Annotated in this window: 18 protein-coding genes and 1 pseudogene; 14 read left to right on the top strand and 5 right to left on the bottom strand. The window is 71.2% G+C overall.

The window, feature by feature from the left end; all coding sequences use genetic code 11:
* Nucleotides 1-12: 12 nt before the first annotated feature.
* From D6270_RS22110 to D6270_RS22140, 7 genes are all read left to right on the top strand, one after another.
* Nucleotides 13-900, top strand: coding sequence for a DUF5936 domain-containing protein (locus D6270_RS22110; RefSeq protein ID WP_109163866.1), 888 nt, complete (start codon nucleotides 13-15; stop codon nucleotides 898-900).
* A gap of 74 nt (nucleotides 901-974) precedes the next feature.
* Nucleotides 975-2,333 (top strand): sensor histidine kinase, encoded by a 1,359-nt coding sequence (locus D6270_RS22115; RefSeq protein WP_109163865.1) that lies wholly within the window; start codon nucleotides 975-977, stop codon nucleotides 2,331-2,333.
* A 44-nt stretch (nucleotides 2,334-2,377) separates the two neighbouring features.
* Complete coding sequence (locus D6270_RS22120; protein ID WP_109163864.1) at nucleotides 2,378-3,256, top strand: response regulator transcription factor; 879 nt, start codon at nucleotides 2,378-2,380, stop codon at nucleotides 3,254-3,256.
* Between the two features lie 228 nt (nucleotides 3,257-3,484).
* Nucleotides 3,485-3,715 (top strand): hypothetical protein, encoded by a 231-nt coding sequence (locus D6270_RS22125; protein ID WP_109163863.1) that lies wholly within the window; start codon nucleotides 3,485-3,487, stop codon nucleotides 3,713-3,715.
* Nucleotides 3,712-4,320, top strand: coding sequence for a pilus assembly protein TadG-related protein (locus D6270_RS22130; RefSeq protein ID WP_109163862.1), 609 nt, complete (start codon nucleotides 3,712-3,714; stop codon nucleotides 4,318-4,320). The genes D6270_RS22125 and D6270_RS22130 overlap by 4 nt, the downstream gene beginning before the upstream one ends.
* A gap of 34 nt (nucleotides 4,321-4,354) precedes the next feature.
* Entirely contained in the window at nucleotides 4,355-4,969 is a 615-nt protein-coding gene (locus D6270_RS22135; RefSeq protein WP_109163861.1) for a hypothetical protein, read from the top strand.
* Between the two features lie 56 nt (nucleotides 4,970-5,025).
* On the top strand, nucleotides 5,026-5,625 hold the full coding sequence (locus tag D6270_RS22140) for an OmpA family protein (RefSeq protein ID WP_204117073.1): 600 nt from the start codon (nucleotides 5,026-5,028) through the stop codon (nucleotides 5,623-5,625).
* A 73-nt stretch (nucleotides 5,626-5,698) separates the two neighbouring features.
* On the opposite strand, the pseudogene D6270_RS22145 reads toward D6270_RS22140, so the two are convergent.
* The 3 genes and pseudogenes from D6270_RS22145 to D6270_RS22155 all read right to left on the bottom strand — a co-directional run.
* A pseudogene (locus D6270_RS22145) lies at nucleotides 5,699-6,077 on the bottom strand (ATP-binding cassette domain-containing protein); the annotation flags it as partial.
* 673 nt (nucleotides 6,078-6,750) lie between these two features.
* Nucleotides 6,751-7,344, bottom strand: coding sequence for a hypothetical protein (locus D6270_RS22150; RefSeq protein ID WP_109167311.1), 594 nt, complete (start codon nucleotides 7,342-7,344; stop codon nucleotides 6,751-6,753).
* A 107-nt stretch (nucleotides 7,345-7,451) separates the two neighbouring features.
* Nucleotides 7,452-9,470 (bottom strand): hypothetical protein, encoded by a 2,019-nt coding sequence (locus tag D6270_RS22155; RefSeq protein WP_109163859.1) that lies wholly within the window; start codon nucleotides 9,468-9,470, stop codon nucleotides 7,452-7,454.
* A gap of 311 nt (nucleotides 9,471-9,781) precedes the next feature.
* On the opposite strand from D6270_RS22155, the gene D6270_RS22160 reads away from it, so the two are divergent.
* From D6270_RS22160 to D6270_RS22170, 3 genes are all read left to right on the top strand, one after another.
* Nucleotides 9,782-10,375: a hypothetical protein gene (locus D6270_RS22160; protein ID WP_109163858.1), complete on the top strand. Its 594-nt coding sequence runs from the start codon at nucleotides 9,782-9,784 to the stop codon at nucleotides 10,373-10,375.
* Between the two features lie 152 nt (nucleotides 10,376-10,527).
* The gene (locus D6270_RS22165) at nucleotides 10,528-10,935 is read left to right on the top strand and encodes a hypothetical protein (protein WP_225976926.1); all 408 of its coding nucleotides are present in this window, start codon (nucleotides 10,528-10,530) and stop codon (nucleotides 10,933-10,935) included.
* 242 nt (nucleotides 10,936-11,177) lie between these two features.
* On the top strand, nucleotides 11,178-12,377 hold the full coding sequence (locus tag D6270_RS22170) for a putative hexosyltransferase (RefSeq protein WP_109163856.1): 1,200 nt from the start codon (nucleotides 11,178-11,180) through the stop codon (nucleotides 12,375-12,377).
* Here the strand turns inward: D6270_RS22170 and D6270_RS22175 are convergent.
* Nucleotides 12,374-12,763, bottom strand: a complete 390-nt coding sequence (locus tag D6270_RS22175; protein ID WP_109163855.1) for a DUF192 domain-containing protein — start codon at nucleotides 12,761-12,763, stop codon at nucleotides 12,374-12,376. The genes D6270_RS22170 and D6270_RS22175 overlap by 4 nt on opposite strands.
* Before the next feature lie 103 nt (nucleotides 12,764-12,866).
* Here D6270_RS22175 and D6270_RS22180 point away from each other — a divergent pair, with 103 nt between their 5' ends.
* The 3 genes from D6270_RS22180 to D6270_RS22190 all read left to right on the top strand — a co-directional run bounded on the left by D6270_RS22180 (nucleotide 12,867) and on the right by D6270_RS22190 (nucleotide 15,336).
* Nucleotides 12,867-13,838 (top strand): prepilin peptidase, encoded by a 972-nt coding sequence (locus D6270_RS22180; protein WP_109163854.1) that lies wholly within the window; start codon nucleotides 12,867-12,869, stop codon nucleotides 13,836-13,838.
* 114 nt (nucleotides 13,839-13,952) lie between these two features.
* Nucleotides 13,953-14,753, top strand: coding sequence for a class I SAM-dependent methyltransferase (locus D6270_RS22185; RefSeq protein ID WP_109163853.1), 801 nt, complete (start codon nucleotides 13,953-13,955; stop codon nucleotides 14,751-14,753).
* A 139-nt stretch (nucleotides 14,754-14,892) separates the two neighbouring features.
* Nucleotides 14,893-15,336: a hypothetical protein gene (locus D6270_RS22190; protein ID WP_109163852.1), complete on the top strand. Its 444-nt coding sequence runs from the start codon at nucleotides 14,893-14,895 to the stop codon at nucleotides 15,334-15,336.
* Nucleotides 15,337-15,844: 508 nt separating this feature from the next.
* On the opposite strand, the gene mgrA is transcribed toward D6270_RS22190, so the two are convergent.
* Nucleotides 15,845-16,894: an L-glyceraldehyde 3-phosphate reductase gene (gene mgrA, locus D6270_RS22195; RefSeq protein WP_109163851.1), complete on the bottom strand. Its 1,050-nt coding sequence runs from the start codon at nucleotides 16,892-16,894 to the stop codon at nucleotides 15,845-15,847.
* A 209-nt stretch (nucleotides 16,895-17,103) separates the two neighbouring features.
* On the opposite strand from mgrA, the gene D6270_RS22200 reads away from it, so the two are divergent.
* Nucleotides 17,104-17,865 carry an isoprenyl transferase gene (locus D6270_RS22200; RefSeq protein ID WP_109163850.1) on the top strand — a complete coding sequence of 254 codons (762 nt, stop codon included), beginning with the start codon at nucleotides 17,104-17,106 and terminating at the stop codon, nucleotides 17,863-17,865.
* Nucleotides 17,866-18,116: the final 251 nt, after the last annotated feature.

Here is an 18,116-nt window from a genome sequence, read left to right on the forward strand (position 1 = left end):
AGGGGGACGGACATGGACCTGCTGCTAGCCCTGGTCGTCGGCCTCGCCGTCTACGGGGCCATCCACGGCATCCGGATGTACCGGGCCGACGCCAAGCTCCCCGGCGACCTCGCCATCGCGCTGGAGTCCGGCTCCTCGCGCACCAGCGCGGTGGGCTCGGGCATCGACCGGCTCGGCATCCGCTGGGCCCCGATGGTGCTGCGGATGATGGGCCCCAAGGCGGTCAACAAGAAGCGCCGCCAGATCGACCTGGCCGGAAACCCGGGCGGCCTCACCATCGACCGTTACGCCGCCCGCCGCGCGGTCTACGGCGCGCTCGGCATGCTGGGCGCCTTCTCGATGCTTCTCCAGGGTCAGCTCTTCCTCGCCCTCCTCATGATCGCGTTCGGCCTGTTCTGGATCGAGGCGGGAATCTGGTCGGCGATCCGGGTCCGCCGTGAGCACATCGAACGCACGCTCCCGGACTTCCTCGACGTCCTCGCCGTCGTCGTCTCCGCCGGGCTCGGCTTCCGGCAGGCGCTGGACCGGGTGGCGGAGAAGTACGAGGGCCCCTGGTCCGACGAACTCCGCATCACCCTGCGCCAGATGGACATGGGCGTCAGCCGCCGCCAGGCCTTCGAGGAGCTGCGCAGGCGCAACGACTCGGAGCAGGTCGCGATGTTCGTCACCACGCTCCAGCAGGGCGAGGAGCTGGGTGCGCCCATCGTCGAGACGCTCATCCAGATCGCCAACGACATGCGCCGCACCGACGCTCAGAACGCCCGCCGCAAGGCGGCCAAGGCGGTCCCGAAGGCGACGTTCGCGGTGACGACGTTCCTGCTGCCCGGCACGCTCGTTCTCCTCACGGTCGGGTTCGTGTACGGGGCGAACGTCGACTTCTCCTTCGTCACGGGCGGCTGACATGAACGGCCCGAGGGATGGGGACGACGGGGGCAGCGGAGTCCTACGGGGAACGAGACGGAGGTGACAGGAGCATGGCATACCAACTGAGCGGTGCCCAGCCGGGCCTGACCGCCGACCTGACCCGGGCCCACAGCGGCACCCCGGCCCGCCCGGCACTCGCCATCCAGGTCAACGCCCTCCAGGCCATGTGCCGCCAGGTCTTCGGCTTCCGGCTGGCGATGATCGCGATCGCGACCCCGTACGCCATCAGCCACACCGCCCCCGGCCTGCCCACCTGGTTCATCGGTTCGGCGGTCCTGGTCACCTTCATGGGCTCGTACGTCCTGTTCCGCGACTGGGAACGCTTCGGCCCCGTCCTCCTGCGCCACCCCTGGCTCCTCGCCGTCGACGTGTTCTTCGGCTCGCTCCTGCTGATCACGGCGACCCCCGAGTCGACCCTCGCGTACGTCACCGTCTGCACTCCGCTGCTGGCGGGCCTCATCCACGGCTGGCGCGGCGCGGCGGTCTTCGCGGCGCTCCAGGTGGTGATCGTCTTCGGCGTGTACGCGAGCGTCCCGAAGCTGGAGGCGGGCGGCGCCACGGGACTGCTGCTGCCCGGCTTCTGCGTGATCGCCGGGGCGGTCGGCGTCACCCTGCGCAACCTGCTCCTCCGCTTCGGGGCGGCCACCCAGGCGCTCACCGAGACCCGGGCGCGGCTGGCGGTGAACGAGGCGGTGGAGGGCGAACGCACCCGCCTGGCACGGGAGATGCACGACTCGGTCGCCAAGACCCTGCACGGGCTGGCGCTGGCCGCCGACGGGCTGGCGTGCTCGGCCGACCGGATGGACCCGCCGACGGTACGGCACCAGGCGGAGCTGGTCGCCCGGGCCGCGCGCCGGGCCGCCGCCGAGTCACGGGAGCTGCTCACGGACCTGCGGCGCGAACAGGGCCTGGAGGGCGGCGTGGACATCCTCACGGAACTGGCCGCCCAGGCGGCGGACTTCACCGCCCGCCACCCGGTGACGGCCACGTTCCGCCGGCTGTCCGAGGACATCCCCGTCCCGCCCATCCCCCAGGCGGTGGCGCGCCAGCTCCTCACCGTCGCCTCGGAGGCCCTGGAGAACGCGCACCGCCACGCGGGCCCCACGTACCTGGTCGTCCTGGCCGGGGTGAAGGGCGATGTGCTGAGGGTGAGCGTGTACGACGACGGCCGCGGCCTCCCCGCCGGCACCACGCTGGAAAGCCTGCGCCTGGCGGGCCACTTCGGCCTGGTCGGGATGGTGGAGCGGGCGGCGTCGATCGGGGCCCGCATCCGGATCGGCCGGGGCAGGGCGGAGCGGGGGACGGAGGTGCGGGTGGAGCTGCCGCTGGCGGCGCTGCCGCCTCCGCCGCCGTTCGCGCCCGAACCGGCCCCGGACTCCCCGCGCGTCCCCCATCTGTCATCCCCGTGACCACGGTCATCCCGTGATCCCCGATCCGGAGAGGAGGTCGCAGCATGCCGGACGACGTCTTCGAACCGAACCCCCCGCACCCCGCGACCGGTCCCCCCGTCCTGCCCCCCGCCCCCGCCACGGCCCGGCTCCGGGTGGTGGTGGCCGACGACAACCCCGTGGTCCGGGCCGGCCTGGGCGTGCTGCTCTCGGGCCGGGCCGACATCCAGGTCGTCGGGGAGGCGGCGGACGGCCGGGAGGCGTACGAGAAGACGCTGCACCACCGCCCGGACGTGGTCCTGCTGGACGTCCGCATGCCCGGCGTGGACGGCATCTCGGCGCTTCCGCACCTGGTGGGCATCGCCCCCGTACTCATGCTGACGTACAGCCGTGAGAGCGAGATCGTCCACGAGGCACTGCGCCTGGGTGCGGGCGGCTATCTGGTGCACGGCGAGTTCACGGCGGACCAGCTGGTGCAGGCGGTACGGGACACGAGGGACGGCCGCGCCAACTTCACCGCCACGGCCGCCGACGCCCTGCTGGCCCATATGCGCCACGGCACGCCCCCGAACGGCGGCCCGCTGCCCGACGGCCTGGGCGCGGCACTGACGACGGCACCCGTCCACGCGTCCTCACGCCAGCGCGAACATTCCGAAAGCCTTTCGCAACTGCAACCTCTTGTGGGACAGTCTTCTGTAGCCGGGGGATCGGTCTCTCCCCCCAACAGGCAGCAGTACGGGCTGAGTTCGAGGGAGGTGGAGGTCATGGAGCTGATTGCGTCCGGGATGAGTAATCAGCAGATCGCCGCCACCTGCTTCATCAGCGAGAAGACCGTCAAGAACCACATCAACCGCATCTTCACCAAGCTCCACAGCACCAGCCGCAGCGAGGCGATAGCCCGCTGGCTCGGCACGGCCCCCCGGGACCCCGGACGGCACCCATGACTGCCCGGACGGCTGCCCTGACGACCGCCCGGAGGGCGAACGAGGGGGCCCAGAACACCTTTTGGGCCCGGGAATGGGCCCACGGACCCTCTGAGCGTGCGAGGGTTCCCTCCTATGTTTCTCATGTCGCCACCGGCACCGGCCAGGAGGAAGCCGGTACCGGGGACGGCACCGCAGAAACGCCCGAGTCGGCCGGCAGACGGTCGGCCGAACCAGGAGGGGAACACCATGTCGAACTTCACCCTGAAGACCGGCGTCCGCGTCAACGGCTGGGCCAACACGGCGGTCAGCGCCGTCCAGAAGCGTTATGCGGCGAAGGACCGGGGGCAGACGGCGTTCGAGTACCTGGGGATCATTCTGGTGGTCGTGGCGATCATCGGCGCGATCGTGGCGACGGGGATCGGCGGGGCGATCTCGCAGCGCATCAGCGGACTGGTGAACTCCATCACGGCAAAGTGAGCCGTATCCTGCGCAAGGACCGAGGGCAGGCCTTCCCCATCTACGTGATGATGGTGGCAGGCCTGCTCTTCCTTGCGTTGGCCTTCTTCGCTGTCGGCAAAGCCTCGGCTTTGCGCAACGGGTCCCAAGGCGCCGCGGACGCTGCCGCGCTGGCGGCAGCCCACCAGGCACGTGACGACTTCGGGACCGGATTCCTTGCCTCGCTTCCCGGCAACACGCTGGACATCTTTCTCAATCAGCTCTTCGTCGCACCCTGCCATGAGGCGCAGCGACTGGCTGACGCCAACGACGCGGACGTGAAGGTCTGCTACCCAACCCCCGGATACCTGCGCGACCGGATCACGGTCGAGGTCCAAGGGCGCAAGGCGGTCGACTCGTCGGTCATCCCCGGTTCGAAGGACAGGAAGGCCGAGGCCAAGGCCACCGCGCTCATCGAGTTCCGCTGCCCCAATCCCAAAGCGGTGGACCTCAACAGTGACGGAGTCCAGGACCTCTTCATCTTCACGTGCCGGAACGGCGAGATCCTCGAGATCACGCCGGGCAGCCCTCCACCGTGGGAGAGCGTGAGCAGAACTCTCTTCGATGTGCGGTTGGTCGACCAGTGACACTGAAGCGAACGACGAGTAGAGGAATTTGACCATGAGCATGCGGCGGACCACGACAGCCAGAAGGACGACGGTGGCAGCGGCCATGGCAGCGGCCTTCGCCCTTGCCCTTGCAGGCTGCGGTGGTGATGACGGCGGTGACGCGCCGAGCACAGGTTCTGCGAACACCTCCGCTCCGGCGAGCCCTTCCCCCGAGGACAAGGGCGAGCAGCAGGACGATACCGCCGCCGGCGATGACGTCGATCCGAATGCAAAGCTCGCGGAAGCTCGCGGTCAGAATGGTCTGACGCTGGTCATCAACCAGGTCAAGCGCGACTCCGGTGGGTTCGTGACAGTGCAGGGTGTCATCAAGAACGGCGGTGACAGCACTCAGAACACGTCCAATTGGGTCGGGCAGGAATCTGTGCTCGTGGCGAAGAACCCCAACTCGGTCGCCGGGGCAACGCTGGTGGACAAGTCGGGCAAGAAGAACTACTACGTGCTGCGGGACACCGACGGCAGGTGCCTGTGCACGACCGCCATTGTTCCGCTGTCGCCCGGTGATTCCGCGTCGGTCTTCATGCAGTTCCCGGCACCTCCCCAGGAAACGACGGAAGTCGACTTCACCTTGCCGACGTTCGCCACCACCTCGCTCAAGATCTCCGGGTGACCGCGGATATGAAGACCACCCGACATGTTGGGCACAGGTGTAGTGCCGGCCATGTGATGGCCGTTGCCGTACTGGTGGTGAGCAGCGTGGTCCTGGGCACCTCGGTCTCCTACGCCGACGACGGACCCAGCGTCCCACCAGGTACGGAGGCGACGTCCGAGGCCCCTGTCCCCATCGATGCGAACGATCCCGACCTGAAGATGCCCGAGGGGGGGACACTCGCACCTGGCAAGGTCCTCGACATCGTCCAGGTGATCGAGGACCAAGGCGGCGAAGAACGCCGCGAGGACAGCAACGCCGACATCAAGTTCGCGCTCCAGGCCGAAGTCCTCTTCGGCAAGGACAGCGCGAAGCTGGGCGCCGCGGCCAACGCCCGTATCGCCGCCATCGCCGACGAGATCAAGAAGCAGAACACCACCAAGGTCCGCGTCTTCGGCTTCACCGACAACCTCGGCTCCTCCGCCCACGGCGACGTCCTCTCCAAGAAGCGTGCCGACGCCGTGCACGGGGTGCTCTCCAAGCTGCTCGGCCCCACGATCACCTACGAGATCCGGGGCTACGGCGAGCAGTACCCGATCGCCAGCAACAGCAACGAAGAAGGCCGGAAGAAGAACCGCCGCGTGGAGGTCTCCTTCCCGCGCGGCGAGGGTTCCTGACCCCGGCCGGAAACGCGCACGGCAAGGGGCCGGCCCCGCGATCACATCGCGGCGCCGCCCCCCCGGCCGTCCGTCACGCCGGCTGCCGCCGCACCAGCTCGTGCAGTGGCCCCCCGGGTCCGCCAACAGGTCGGCAAGGCGCACCTGTTCCACGATCCGGCCATCCGGCATCACGATCACCCGGTCCGCGTCCATCACCGTGAGAGCCGGTGCGCGATCACCGGACGGGTGGCGTCCGGGCGCCGGGTGCTCTCGATCACCGTGCGCCGGGTCTCGTTGTCCAGCGACTGGCCGAGGGCCGCCAGGTCCTGGCCGTCGTACAGCGCACTGCCCGACCGCGGCCGGTCGAAGCCGATCAGCAGCCGCAGCAGCGTCGGCTTCCCACAGCCGCTCGGGCCTGCGACCGCCAGGAACTCGCCCGGCCGGATCGCCAGCGACACCTCGTCGAGGACCGGCCAGCAGCGTGAACATGATGAGCGAACAGAGCGGCAGACAGACCGAGTCGAGGACCGCGCCGCACTCGGCGGCCTCCATCTGGAGGACGGTCGGCGTACGGACGGACCTCGGCCGCTTCCCCGGGGCGGCCTTGTGAGGGTTACGGGGGCTACGGGCCTGGCGCCCCGTCGGCCGCCGGTCCGCCGGGCTCCCAGGCGGGACGCTGAGGGCTACGAGGCAGCGGCAGGGGGGGAGCGCTTGTGGCTGGTGGGGCGGCCGGGGGCGGTCATGGAAGCCGCCATTCGATCGGATGCTGCTCGGCGAGTGCGATGGAGCCCCCGGCCGGTGTTGTGGAGTCCAGCCGGAAGGGCGGGTCCTGCGAGGACGACCAGGCGAAAGTGGTGTCCCTTCACGCGATCCACCAGGTGGAGACCGATCCTGACCCCCTCGGCACCGAGGGGAACGGCCTCACCCCCATCGCTTCGCCGACTCCAACCGGAACGGAGACGGAAAGCGGGACGGAAGGTGAGTGCTGCGCCTTCGCGTTGGAGATCTGCGGAAGGGCAATTGAACGACCACCGGCCGTATCCCGTGGGTGTGCGCCTCGTCGCTTTCCTCGGCCGAAAGGGGTGTGTGACGGGTGGGTGCGAAGAGCAGTTCGTGCCGTATTACCGGGTCGCCGACCGACCGCTACTTGACGGTGATCGACCCCACGAACGCATCGAGGTCCTCCGCGTCCACCGCCCCCTTCACCGCGTTCAGCCGCACCACGAACGGCACGCCCCCCGAGTCCACGCCCGCCACCAGCACGCCCGTCATCGGGGTGCCCTGGTTCGGGGTGGCCTCCTTGCCGTCGGCCGTGAAGTCGTAGTCGATGCGGCGGGCGTCGCGGGCGTCCGGAGGGCCTGCCAGGCGGACGTCCTCCGTGGCCTTGCGGGTGGCGCTCAGGCCGATTCCGGCGCCTGCCGCGGCCGCCGCCCCGGCCGCGTCGCGCACGCCCGTGGCGAAGTTCAGCTGGACGGAGACCATGCCGGTGCGGACGCCGTCCTCCACCTTCAGGGCGACCGCCGCGTTGTGCTTGCTCCGCTCGGCCGCCGGCTGCTCCGCGTACCCCTGGTCCTTCGGGTAGCCGACGCTCAAGCTGTCCGTGTCCAGCGTGGACCAGCCGTCCGGGACCGAGGCCTTGCCGTCGGTGTCCTCACCGCAGCCGGTCAGCGCGAGGAGGAGCGACAGTCCCAGGGCCGCCGTCGCGGCCCGCCTGCCCGTGTGGAGCCTTCTCGTCATCGTCATCGCCTCTCAGGTCCACCGCGCGAACGGCGGCAATGTCAGCGCCGGTTCGAGCGGTAGCTGTACGGAAGACATCGGTTCGAGCGGTAGCTGTACGGAAGACATCAGTTCGCGCAGTAGCTGTACGGAAGATACGTGCGGCCGTCGCCCCGTGGCGCCCCCAGGAACCGCGCGTCCGTCAGCGTCTCCTTCTTCTGCTCGTCGGAGAGTGAGAACCCGAGGCTCATACCGAGCGAGATCTCGAAGCCGAACTCCTGCGCGTCCGTCTCCCCTAGGTAGCGCATCGTGCTGGACAGCCCGTCCTCGAACATCAGGTTCTCGAAGGGGTCGTTGCCCGTGGGGCGCGTCTCCATGCCGCGGTCGCCGAAGAGGTACTCGAAGGGGGCGGTGTTGTTGCCGGAGCCGTCCAGCCACTGTTCGGCGACGGCCCGCTTGGTCTCGGTGGCCGCGTCCGTCTCCTTGCCGAAGACGATCGAGTTGGTCACCACGTCGATGCCGCTCTCGCCCGAGGGGTCCGACACGCTGCCCTTGCCCCCGCGCTTGTCCGCGCCCGACTCGCCGTTGTCGCCGCCCACTTCGACCTTGCCGGAGGGCGAGCCGGTCTCCACCGTCTGCGTCATGTCGATGCGGACGATCTTCCCGGTCTTCTGGTCGCGGGTGACGGTGATGGCGCCGGTGCGGTTCTGCTTGCCGCTCAGGGTGCCCTTGACCGGGCCCGTGTTCCCGCTGAGCTTGCCCTCCAGTTCGAGCTTGGCGGTGTACGTGTACGACTCGTTGCCGTTCACGTCGTCCTTGGTGATCGTCACCTCGGGCGAGAACGTGGCTTTGCCGCCCAGCTTGGCGCCGAGTTCGTCCTCGTCGCCGCCCTTCACGGAGAGACCGCCGTCGGCGTAGGCGTTGAGGCCGATGGTCGAGTAGGAGATCTTCCTGTCGCCGATCTTCCGCTCGATGTCTTCCTTCTTCTCCGCCCACTTCATGGCGGAGTACCAGTTGCCCCCGTATCCGCCGCTGTGCTTGCTGGCGGTCTCCCACATCTTCATCTCCTCGATGTCGTCCCGCATCTTCTGCGCCTCCTCCTCGCTCGCGAAGATCCAGGTGTCACCGTTGGTGATCTTGATGCCGCCGCCGATGTCGACGTCCGCCTTGCCGAGCTTCCCCAGCTTGACGCCCGGCGTACTGGCCGTGACCCCGGCGGAGGCCGCGTCGGTGAACGTCATGGAGACGACCTTGTCGTTCCCGTCGACCTTGCCGTCCCCGTTGACGTCGGTGTTGGCCTGGGACACCTTCTGCTGGAAGCCGTACTCCTCGCCCCACTCGAACCAGCCGATCTTGACCTTGCCGCCCGCCTTGTCCGAGATGGACGAGACCTGGCACATCTTCGGCTCGTAGTCGGCGTCCGTCTTCGGCTGCGCCTCGGGCTCCCCGCCGCCCGTGGTGCACGACCCGCCGCCCCCGGCCAGGGCGGTGATCGCACAGCGGATCCGCTCCCCGATCTGCCCGCCGACCCCCGCCATCGCCATCGCGCCGATCAGCGTCACGACGAGGACCACGACACCCAGGTACTCCGTCGCGGTGGCGCCGCTGTCACGCCAGTTGTACGAGTACGTCGGTGGGGGAGCGGGCCGGGAGGCGCGCTCCTCCAGGAGCCGGTCGACGGCCACCCCCGACGCCGCGCCCGTGGCCAGCGCCACGACCGGCATCAGGATGCCCTCCATCCCCACCGCCTCCCACGAGACGGCGAAGCCGTACGCCAGACCGGCCAGGGGCACGGCCAGCGCGGCGAGCAGATAGAAGGGGCGGGACTCGCGGTGCTCCTCGGGCAGCATGCGGGCGGCGGCCAGGACGGTGAGAAGGGTGACGGCGAGCGCGGGGATGTGCAGCAGGGAGAGCCGCCAGCCGAACGACTCCAACCGCGCTTCGGATCCCAGCAGTTCGAGCAGGACCCGGCTGGTCAGGAATCCGGTGCCGAGGTAGACCAGCGCCCCCGTCGCCCAGCTGCGGGTCAGTGCGAAGAAGCGGCCGCCTGGTTCGTTGCCTGCCAGGGCGCCGGAGCCCCCTGCACCCCGGCGTCCTGGCGGTATGTGGCCCGCGCCCCCGTCCCCCATGCCCCCGTCACCGTTCACGGCGCACCCTCTCTCCGAACCCGCGACCCGGCACCAGAGACGCGCGTGGGGCGCGTGTGTGCCGACTGCCTGCCTGCAAGCCGTGAGCGTACGGCCGGGATGACGCCCCTCGCGCGGGTCCCCGGGCCCCAAAGCCGGGCCCAACCAGGCCGGACGCGCCCTCCCGCCCCGCTCTTTGGGCCGCCCGTGGGTCCGTGGGCCCACGCCGCGCCTGCCCGCCGCTCGGTACGCTCGGACGAGCCGGTGGCCGCCTACTCTGCATGTGCGCAAGCGAATTAGCGAGTTCATGTCGTGATGGGGCGGGGGCGTCGATGAGTGCCGGGTTCTTCCACTCGTACCACCTGGGCTGGACCCGGCTGGATGCCGCGACGCTCCTGGGCGACCTGGAGGCGGAAGGGCTCCGCCCGGCCCATCCCGTGACCGGGCGCACCGTGCTCGTCAGCCTGGACCACCCCTCGTCCGGGGCCCGTTCGCCGGTGACGCGGGAGCAGTTTCTCTCTCTTTCCGGTCTGCAAAGGCTTCGGGAGGTCGGCTTCCGGCTGTGGGTGGACGAGGGCCCCGATCTACTGGTGCGCATACGGCGGGCGCGCGGCGGTGTCGTCGCCGTCGAGTTCTCCGTGGGCGAGCTGCCGACGGTGGAGCGGGAACGGGCGGTGGGCGCCATCCGGCGGTCCGTCGGCCGGGCCTCCCTGCTCTGCATCGGCTTCGTCGTCGACCGCAGCGGTGCGACGGCCGGCACCGACTGGGACGGCGTCGTCATCGAGGGCTCCGCACCCCTCGGCCCCTGGCCGGACGCCGTCGCCGTACGGGAGGAGATCGCCGCCGGGCACCCGCAGTTGACGGCGGTGGAATCCGTCGCGATCTCGCCGTGGCGGGTGTTCGGGAGCGCCGTGCCCAGCCTGTGAGGGGGGCATGTGCCCTGGTCATGGGTCCTCGGGCCCAAGACGCCTGCGGAAGCGGGGAGTTAGCGTCTGTCTTCGAAACCGATCAAGGTTCGCTCCGGTGTCCTGCTCAGGGCTTCCGTGGGCGGGCGGGCGACCAGAAGGTGACGACAGACGTGCAGACGGCGGAGGAACTGACGCTGACCGACGAGGAGACCCGGCTCCTGCAGCTCGGCCTGATCGAGTGGTGCGGCCCGGCGCGCTCCACGGAGGAGTTCGCCGTGGCCATGGGCTTCGACGGCACGGAGGACCTCCACTACCGCGCGCTGCGGATCCGGGCGGCGCTGATCGCCCGGGAGGCGCTGGAGCCGATGGACTGGGCGCGGGCGCTCCTCGCCACCGAGGTGGCGTTCGCCAGTGACGTGGTCGGTTCCGGTTACGAGTGGTCCACGACGACCGGCTGGTCGGACGAGGCGACCGTGCGCGTCCTGCGCTCCACCCAGCTGAAGCTGATCCGCACGGTGGCCCCGCTCGTCGGCCACGGCCTGGGCGCCCGCCCGGCCCTCCGCCCGGCGATCGGCTGACGGGACAGCGTTCGCGCACGGGCACGGGCAACAGCGATCAAGCGCGGTCAAGACCGCGCACGGGACCGCTGCGGTCGCGATCGGGCACGGGAGCGCTGCGGCCAAGACCGCGCACGGGACCACCACGGCCGCGATCGGCTGACAGGCGCACGACCGGGCACGGGACCCCCGCGGCACCGAGGTCCGAGATCACCGCGGCACCGAGGTCGGGGCGCCCCGGCCCGGAGGACATAATCGGCAATATGTCCGACCACCAGCTCCGTACCCGGACGCCCCGTGCCCCGGCCGCACACCCCCGGGGGCCCCGCCCCCGGACGGCCGCCGCGCTCCGGGCCGCCGCGCCCGCGCTCGCGGTCTACGCCGCCGTCCGGGCCCTGGGGCTCCTGTGGCTCTGGGGGGCCGCCCAGGCCTCCGGCAAGGACCCCCTGGTACGGCTCAGCGGGCGCTGGGACTCCGTCTGGTATCAGCGCATCGCCGAGAACGGCTACGGCCACATCGTCACCCTCCCCGGCGGCGCCACCCACTCCGACCTGGCCTTCTTCCCCCTCCTGCCGGCCCTGGAGCGCGGGATCTCCGAGGTGACACCGCTCACCCTCGGCGGCGCCGGGCTCCTGGTCGCCTGGACGGCCGGGCTGCTCGCCGCCTGGGGCGTCTACGCCGTGGGGGCGGCGCTGCACGGGCGGCGTACGGGGGTGGTGCTGGCCGCGCTGTGGGGCGTGTACCCGACGGCGTTCGTCCAGTCGATGGCGTACACGGAGACGCTCTTCACCGCACTCGCCGCCTGGGCGCTGTACGCGGTCCTCAAGGGCCGCTGGCTGGTGGCGGGCGGCCTCTGCGTCCTGGCCGGGCTCACCCGCCCCTCGGCCGCCGCCCTCATCGCGGCCCTGGCGATCACGGCCGCGGTCACGCTCGTACGGGAGTACCGCGCCGGGAACGGCCTCGGCGCGGTGCTCCGCCGCAACGCCCGGATGCTCGCCGGGGTGGCGCTCGCCCCGCTGGGCTGGCTGGCGTACGTGGTGTTCGTCGCCGTCCGCGAAGGCAGCCCGCTCGCGTACTTCGGCGTCCAGGCGCAGTGGGGCAACAGCATCGACGGCGGCCGCGCGCTCGCCGCCTTCATCGCCGGGCTGCCGCTGCCCGCCGCGCTCGGGCTCTGCGCGGCGCTCGGGCTGCTCGGCTGGCTGGTGGTGCTCTGCGTACGGCAGCGGCAGCCGCTGCCCCTCCTCGTCTACGGGATCGCGATCGTCGTCATCTCGCTGATCGGGGCCGGGTACTTCGGCTCCCGGCCCCGCCTGATGATGCCCGCGTTCCCGCTGCTCCTCCCGCCCGCCGCCGCGCTGGTACGGCTGCGGAGCACGGGACGCACGGCCGCCGTCATCGCCGTACTGGCCTGTGCGTCGGCGGCCTACGGGGCGTGGACCCTGCTCGGCGCGGGCCCGCCCTAGAGGGCCGGCCTTCCCCAGGAGGTGCCGGCCGCCCGCAGCTCCACCCGGACGCCGGGGCGCAGGCCCCACCGCTCCATCGCCCCGGCCTCCGCCTCCACCACATGGCGGGACCGCAGCCGGGGCAGGCCGAGCCGGCCGGGCTTCATCGTGCGGACCGCCAGCACCGTGAACTTCCGGTCCAGGTACGCCACATCGATGGCGAACCGCATCCGGAAGGTGTGCACGCTACCGGCCGGAGTGAGCAGCAACGCCCCCTCGATCCCGTCCTGCCCGAGCAGCCCCCGGGTGCGGGTCCGGTACGAGGCCGCTATCCGCAGCGGCACCCTCCGGGCCCCCGCGTCCCCGCCGACCGTCAGCGTCCCCTCGCCATCACGCCAAGTCCTCATGGCCCATGACCGTAGCTTCCGGCATCCGCGCATGGGCCCCGAACGGCCGGAGTGGGCCCCAGGGCCCAAGCCCCTCGTCCGCGCGGCCGTTTAGGGTCGTGGGGTGGACCTCGCGCTGCTCGTCGCCGCCGCCGTCTGGGGCGGAGCCACCGGACTGCTGATCCCGCGCGCCGCGTACCGGTTCGCCGTCGACCCCGAGGAACCCTGGCGCACAGCCTGCCCCGCCGGCCACGCGTTCACCGGCCGGTTCGGCGGCTGGTTGGGCCGGGCCCGCTGCCCGTCCTGCGGCCCTGGCACACGGGCTCCCGTACGGCGGCGGTACGGAGACGAGGCCGCCGCCCCCGTCCCGTTCGGGGAGGAGGCCGAAGCCCCGGCTCCGTCCGGCGACGACCGCCCGGCCCCGGTCGCGTACGGGGAGGAAGCCGAAGCCCCGTTGCCGCGCGGGGACGACCGCCCCGCCCCCGTACTGCCGTACAGCGACGAAGGCGAGCCCCCCGCCTCCCGTCCACCGCGCCCTGTCTCCGCCCCCGCCCCCTACGCCCCCGGCACCCTCGCCCCCCTCGTCACCGTCCTCGTCTGCATCGCGCTCGCCGCCGCCACGGGGCCCCGGCCCGAGCTTGTCGCGTGGCTGGTCCTCGCGCCGCCCGCCGTCCTCCTGGCGACCGTCGACCGCCGCGTGCACCGGCTGCCGGACCCACTCACTTTGCCCTTGGCCGCCGCGGCCGTCCTCCTCCTCGGCGGGGCCGCCCTGCTCCCCGGACACGCCGGGTCCTGGACCTCCGGGCTGCTCGGCGGGGTGGCGCTCGGCGGCTTCTACCTCCTGCTCTTCCTCATCAACCCGAACGGCATGGGCTTCGGCGATGTGAAGCTCGCCCTCGCCCTGGGCGTCGCCCTCGGCTGGTACGGCTGGGAGGTGCTGTTCCTGGGCGGGTTCGCCGGGTTCCTGTTCGGCGCGGTGTACGGACTCGGGCTCGTCCTCCTGCGCCGGGCGGGGCGTAAGACGGGCATCCCGTTCGGCCCGTTCATGATCACCGGGGCGCTGGCCGGGGTGCTTCTGGGGGCCCTGGCCGCCTGAACCCCGGAGCCGGGGCCTGGGCCGTCGGTGGCGGCAGCCCGTACGCCCGAGGGGGGGGCGTACGGCCCCGGAATCCATTCGCGCCACCCGCCCCGGGCCTGGCACGATCCCCGTATGTCCGAACAGTCCTTTGCGCCCTTCCCCTCCACCGCCTCCCGCGACCGGTTCGAGGCCCTCGTCGCCGAGGCCGGCTCCGTCTCCGTGGACGGGTGGGACTTCTCCTGGCTGGAGGGGCGGGCCACCGAGCAGCGGCCCTCCTGGGGGTACGCCCGCGCCATGGCCGGCCGGCTCGGCGAGGCGCGGGCCGCACTCGACATCCAGACCGGCGGCGGTGAGGTGCTGGCCGCCGCGCCCAGGCTCCCGCCGGTCACCGTGGCCACCGAATCCTGGCCGCCGAACATCGCCCGCGCCACCGCCCTCCTGCACCCCCTCGGCGCCGTCGTCGTCGCCGACGCGGACGAGCCGCCGCTGCCCTTCGGCGACGCCGCCTTCGACCTGGTGGTGAGCCGGCACCCGGTGACCACCTGGTGGGAGGAGATCGCCCGGGTGCTCGCCCCCGGCGGTACGTACTTCTCGCAGCAGGTCGGTCCGGCGAGCGTCTTCGAACTCGTCGAGTTCTTCCTCGGCCCGCAGCCGCCCGAGGTGCGGGGCGCCCGCGACCCCGAGGACGCGCGCGCCGCCGCCGAGGCGGCCGGCCTGGAGGTCGTCGATCTGCGGCCCGAGCGGCTGCGCACCGAGTTCTTCGACATCGGCGCGGTCGTCTACTTCCTCCGCAAGGTGATCTGGATGGTGCCCGGCTTCACCGTCGAGAAGTACCGGCCCCAACTGGCCGCACTCCACCGGAAGATCGAGGAGGAGGGCCCGTTCCTCGCCCACACCACACGCTTCCTGATTGAGGCCCGCAAGCCCCTGTGACGTATCAAGGGGTGTGTCAGGAAAGGTCAACCTGCTTACCTCGGACGCCAGTTCAGCCTTGTCTCCTAGGCAACGCGATCGCGCGAGCCGCCGTCCTACTCATCGGGAGCAGGCCCAGCGAGCGAGACGGGGAACGGCCATGACGGTGGAGAGGGAAGAGTGCGGAGCTCCGGCCGGCCGAGCTAGGAGCGGCAACTCCGACTGGCTCACGGGCTCCCGGATCACCGCCGTGCACGGCGTCTTCTACCGGCCGGAGGGGCGTGCGGGCGAGCCGGAGGCCGTGGAGTTCGTGATCGACCGGGGCCAGTCCGTCCTGCTGACCTGTACCTCGGACTGGACGTTACGCATCACCCCGGGCGCCTGGCCGCTGCTGCCCGATTGGTGCGTACCGGCGAACCAGTGGCAGCACGCCCCGCTGACCCAGCTGCCGCCGGTGCCGTACGAGGGGGCCTGGACGGTCGTCGGGACGCTGGAGCGCAGGGACGGGCGCGGCGAGGTCCACGAGGCGGTCATCCGATGCGAGGAGGGCGACTTCGTGGTCGCGGCAGGCGACACGCTGGCGGTCCGCTTCCACCCACACTGACCGCGCCTGACCGCGGGAAGAACCGCTCGCGACGTGGGGCGTCAAGCCCGCGCCCGGTGACGCCCCCTCGATACCGGGCGCGAATCCGGGCCCGCGATCGCGACCCATAGGGCGTTCTTCCTGCCCGTTCACGACTCCGGCCGAGCCCGTTCCGGAGTCCGGCGAACTCGGAGAGTAGTTATGGAGTGGCGCGGCACCCAGCGGGACTTACGAAGGGTTATGGTGGAAACCCCCCCTCGGGCCGGTCCGTATCCCCCCCACGGACCGGCCCGTTTTTTCTGGGCCGAAACGGCCCCACCTCACCGAGGCCCCCGCGAAGCCGATCCGGGCCCGTCGCGAAGCCCGCCCGGGACCGCCACGCAGCCTGCCCGCACCGCCACGAAGCCCGCCCGGGACCGCCACGCAGCCTGCCCGCACCGCCACGAAGCCCGCCTGGGCCCGCCGCGAGCCGCTCACCGACACCGTCGCGCATCCCGCCCGGGACGCCGCAAAGCCCCGTGATCGACTGTCAGTCGCGTCCCGCCCAGATGTTGGCGCCCTCCGCGTCCACCGCGAAGGCGTCGATCTCCTTCAGCTCCGCCGCCGTCAGCGCCGGTCCGGCCAGCGCCGCCACGTTCTCCTCCAGCTGCTTCACACTCGACGCGCCGATCAGCGCCGACGTCATCCGGCTGTCGCGCAGCACCCACGTGATGGCCAGCTGGGCGAGCGACTGGCCGCGGCCCTGGGCGATGTCGTTCAGGCCGCGCAGCCGGCGCAGGACCTCGTCCGAGAGCAGGCCCGGGTCCAGCGACTTGCCCTGGGTGGCGCGCGAGCCCTCCGGGATGCCCTTCAGGTACTTGTTGGTGAGCAGGCCCTGGGCGAGCGGCACGAAGGAGATGCAGCCCATTCCGGCCGCCTCCAGGGTGTCGAGGAGGCCGTCGTCCTCGATCCAGCGGTTGATCATGGAGTAGGACGGCTGGTGGATCAGGGCCGGGACGCCCATCTCCCGCAGCAGCCCGGCCGCCTCGGCGGTCTGCTCCGCGTTGTACGAGGAGACCCCCACGTACAGCGCCTTGCCCTGCTGGACGGCGGACGCCAGCGCGCCCATCGTCTCCTCCAGCGGGGTGTGCGGGTCGAAGCGGTGCGAGTAGAAGATGTCGACGTACTCCACGCCCATCCGCTTCAGCGAGGCGTCCAGCGAGGACAGCAGATACTTCCGCGAGCCCCACTCGCCGTACGGGCCGGGATGCATCAGATAGCCGGCCTTGGTGGAGAGGACCAGCTCGTCCCGGTACGGAGCGAAGTCCTGGGCGAAGAGCTTGCCGAAGTTCAGCTCGGCCGAGCCGGGCGGCGGCCCGTAGTTGTTGGCCAGGTCGAAGTGCGTCACCCCGAGATCGAAGGCGCGGCGCAGCATCGCCCGCTGGGAGTCCAGCGTCCGGTCGTCGCCGAAGTTGTGCCACAGGCCCAGCGACAGGGCGGGCAGCTTGAGGCCGCTGCGCCCGGTGCGGCGGTATTCCATGGAGTCGTAGCGCGTGTCGGCAGCGCGGTAGTAGAGGTCAGGGGAAAGGTAATCAGTCATTTTCCCTCCTTATCACGGAGTTGTGACAGACCGGGTTGGGCCCCCGTGACCCGGTCGCAGTAATGTGGCCGCTTCGGGGAAGGCCGATGTGCGGCGCGGCTCATGCCCGCGCGGGTCCGTGCGGCGCTCCCCTGCGGGGGTGGACCCCGGACCCCCGGCGACGGGGAAGGCGGGCCCCGGGCCCGTACGGAACCGAGAGGGTGAACTCAGTGAACTTCCGCGACCTGGTGTACAGGCTCTACGCGCGCCGGGTGGAAGGCCGCCTGGACCACGACCAGGTGCCGAAGCACATCGGGGTTATCCTCGACGGGAACCGCCGCTGGGCGAAGGCCTCCGGCGGCTCGGCGGTCCAGGGCCACCAGGCGGGCGCGGACAAGATCTCCGAGCTGCTCGGCTGGTGCAGCGAGACCGATGTCGAGGTCGTCACCCTCTGGATGCTCTCCACGGACAACTTCGACCGGCCCGAGCACGAGCTGAAGCCGCTCCTGGGCATCATCGAGAACACCGTACGCAACCTCGCCGCCGACGGCCGGTGGCGGGTCCACCACGTCGGCACCCTTGACCTGCTGCCCGCCGAGACCCAGTTGGTGCTCAAGGAGGCCGAGCAGTCGACGTCCCATGTCGGCGGGATAATCGTCAATGTCGCCGTCGGCTACGGCGGCCGCCAGGAGATCGCGGACGCCGTGCGCTCCCTGCTCCTGGACCACTCGGAGCGCGGCACGACCTTCGAGGAACTGGCCGAGATCGTCTCCACCGACCTGATCTCCGAGCACCTCTACACCCGCGGCCAGCCCGACCCCGACCTGGTGATCCGGACCAGTGGCGAGCAGCGCCTTTCGGGTTTCATGCTCTGGCAGAGCGCCCATTCGGAGTACTACTTCTGCGAGGTTTTCTGGCCGGCCTTCCGCAAGGTCGACTTCCTGCGGGCGCTGCGCGACTACGCCGCCCGCCACCGGCGCTACGGGGCCTGAACAGCCCTTTCGCCCGCTCCGGCCGATGACTCCTCTATATAGGGGAGTCATCGCGCGTCCACCGGGACTTCTCCACACCGTGTCATATGCAGCGGCATGGCTTCGGCCCGAACAGGGAATACCCCTGGCAGGTCGACATCCGGTCACCAACCAGGCGGATGTCGCATCCAAGTGAGCGGCACCCAGTCCGCTCGCCCGGGAGGCCCTTTGCACACGAAGGACCGTAGACGCAGTCAGCCTGCGGCCGACGC

The sequence above is a fragment of the Streptomyces griseus subsp. griseus genome, from assembly GCF_003610995.1.
Classification (GTDB): domain Bacteria; phylum Actinomycetota; class Actinomycetes; order Streptomycetales; family Streptomycetaceae; genus Streptomyces.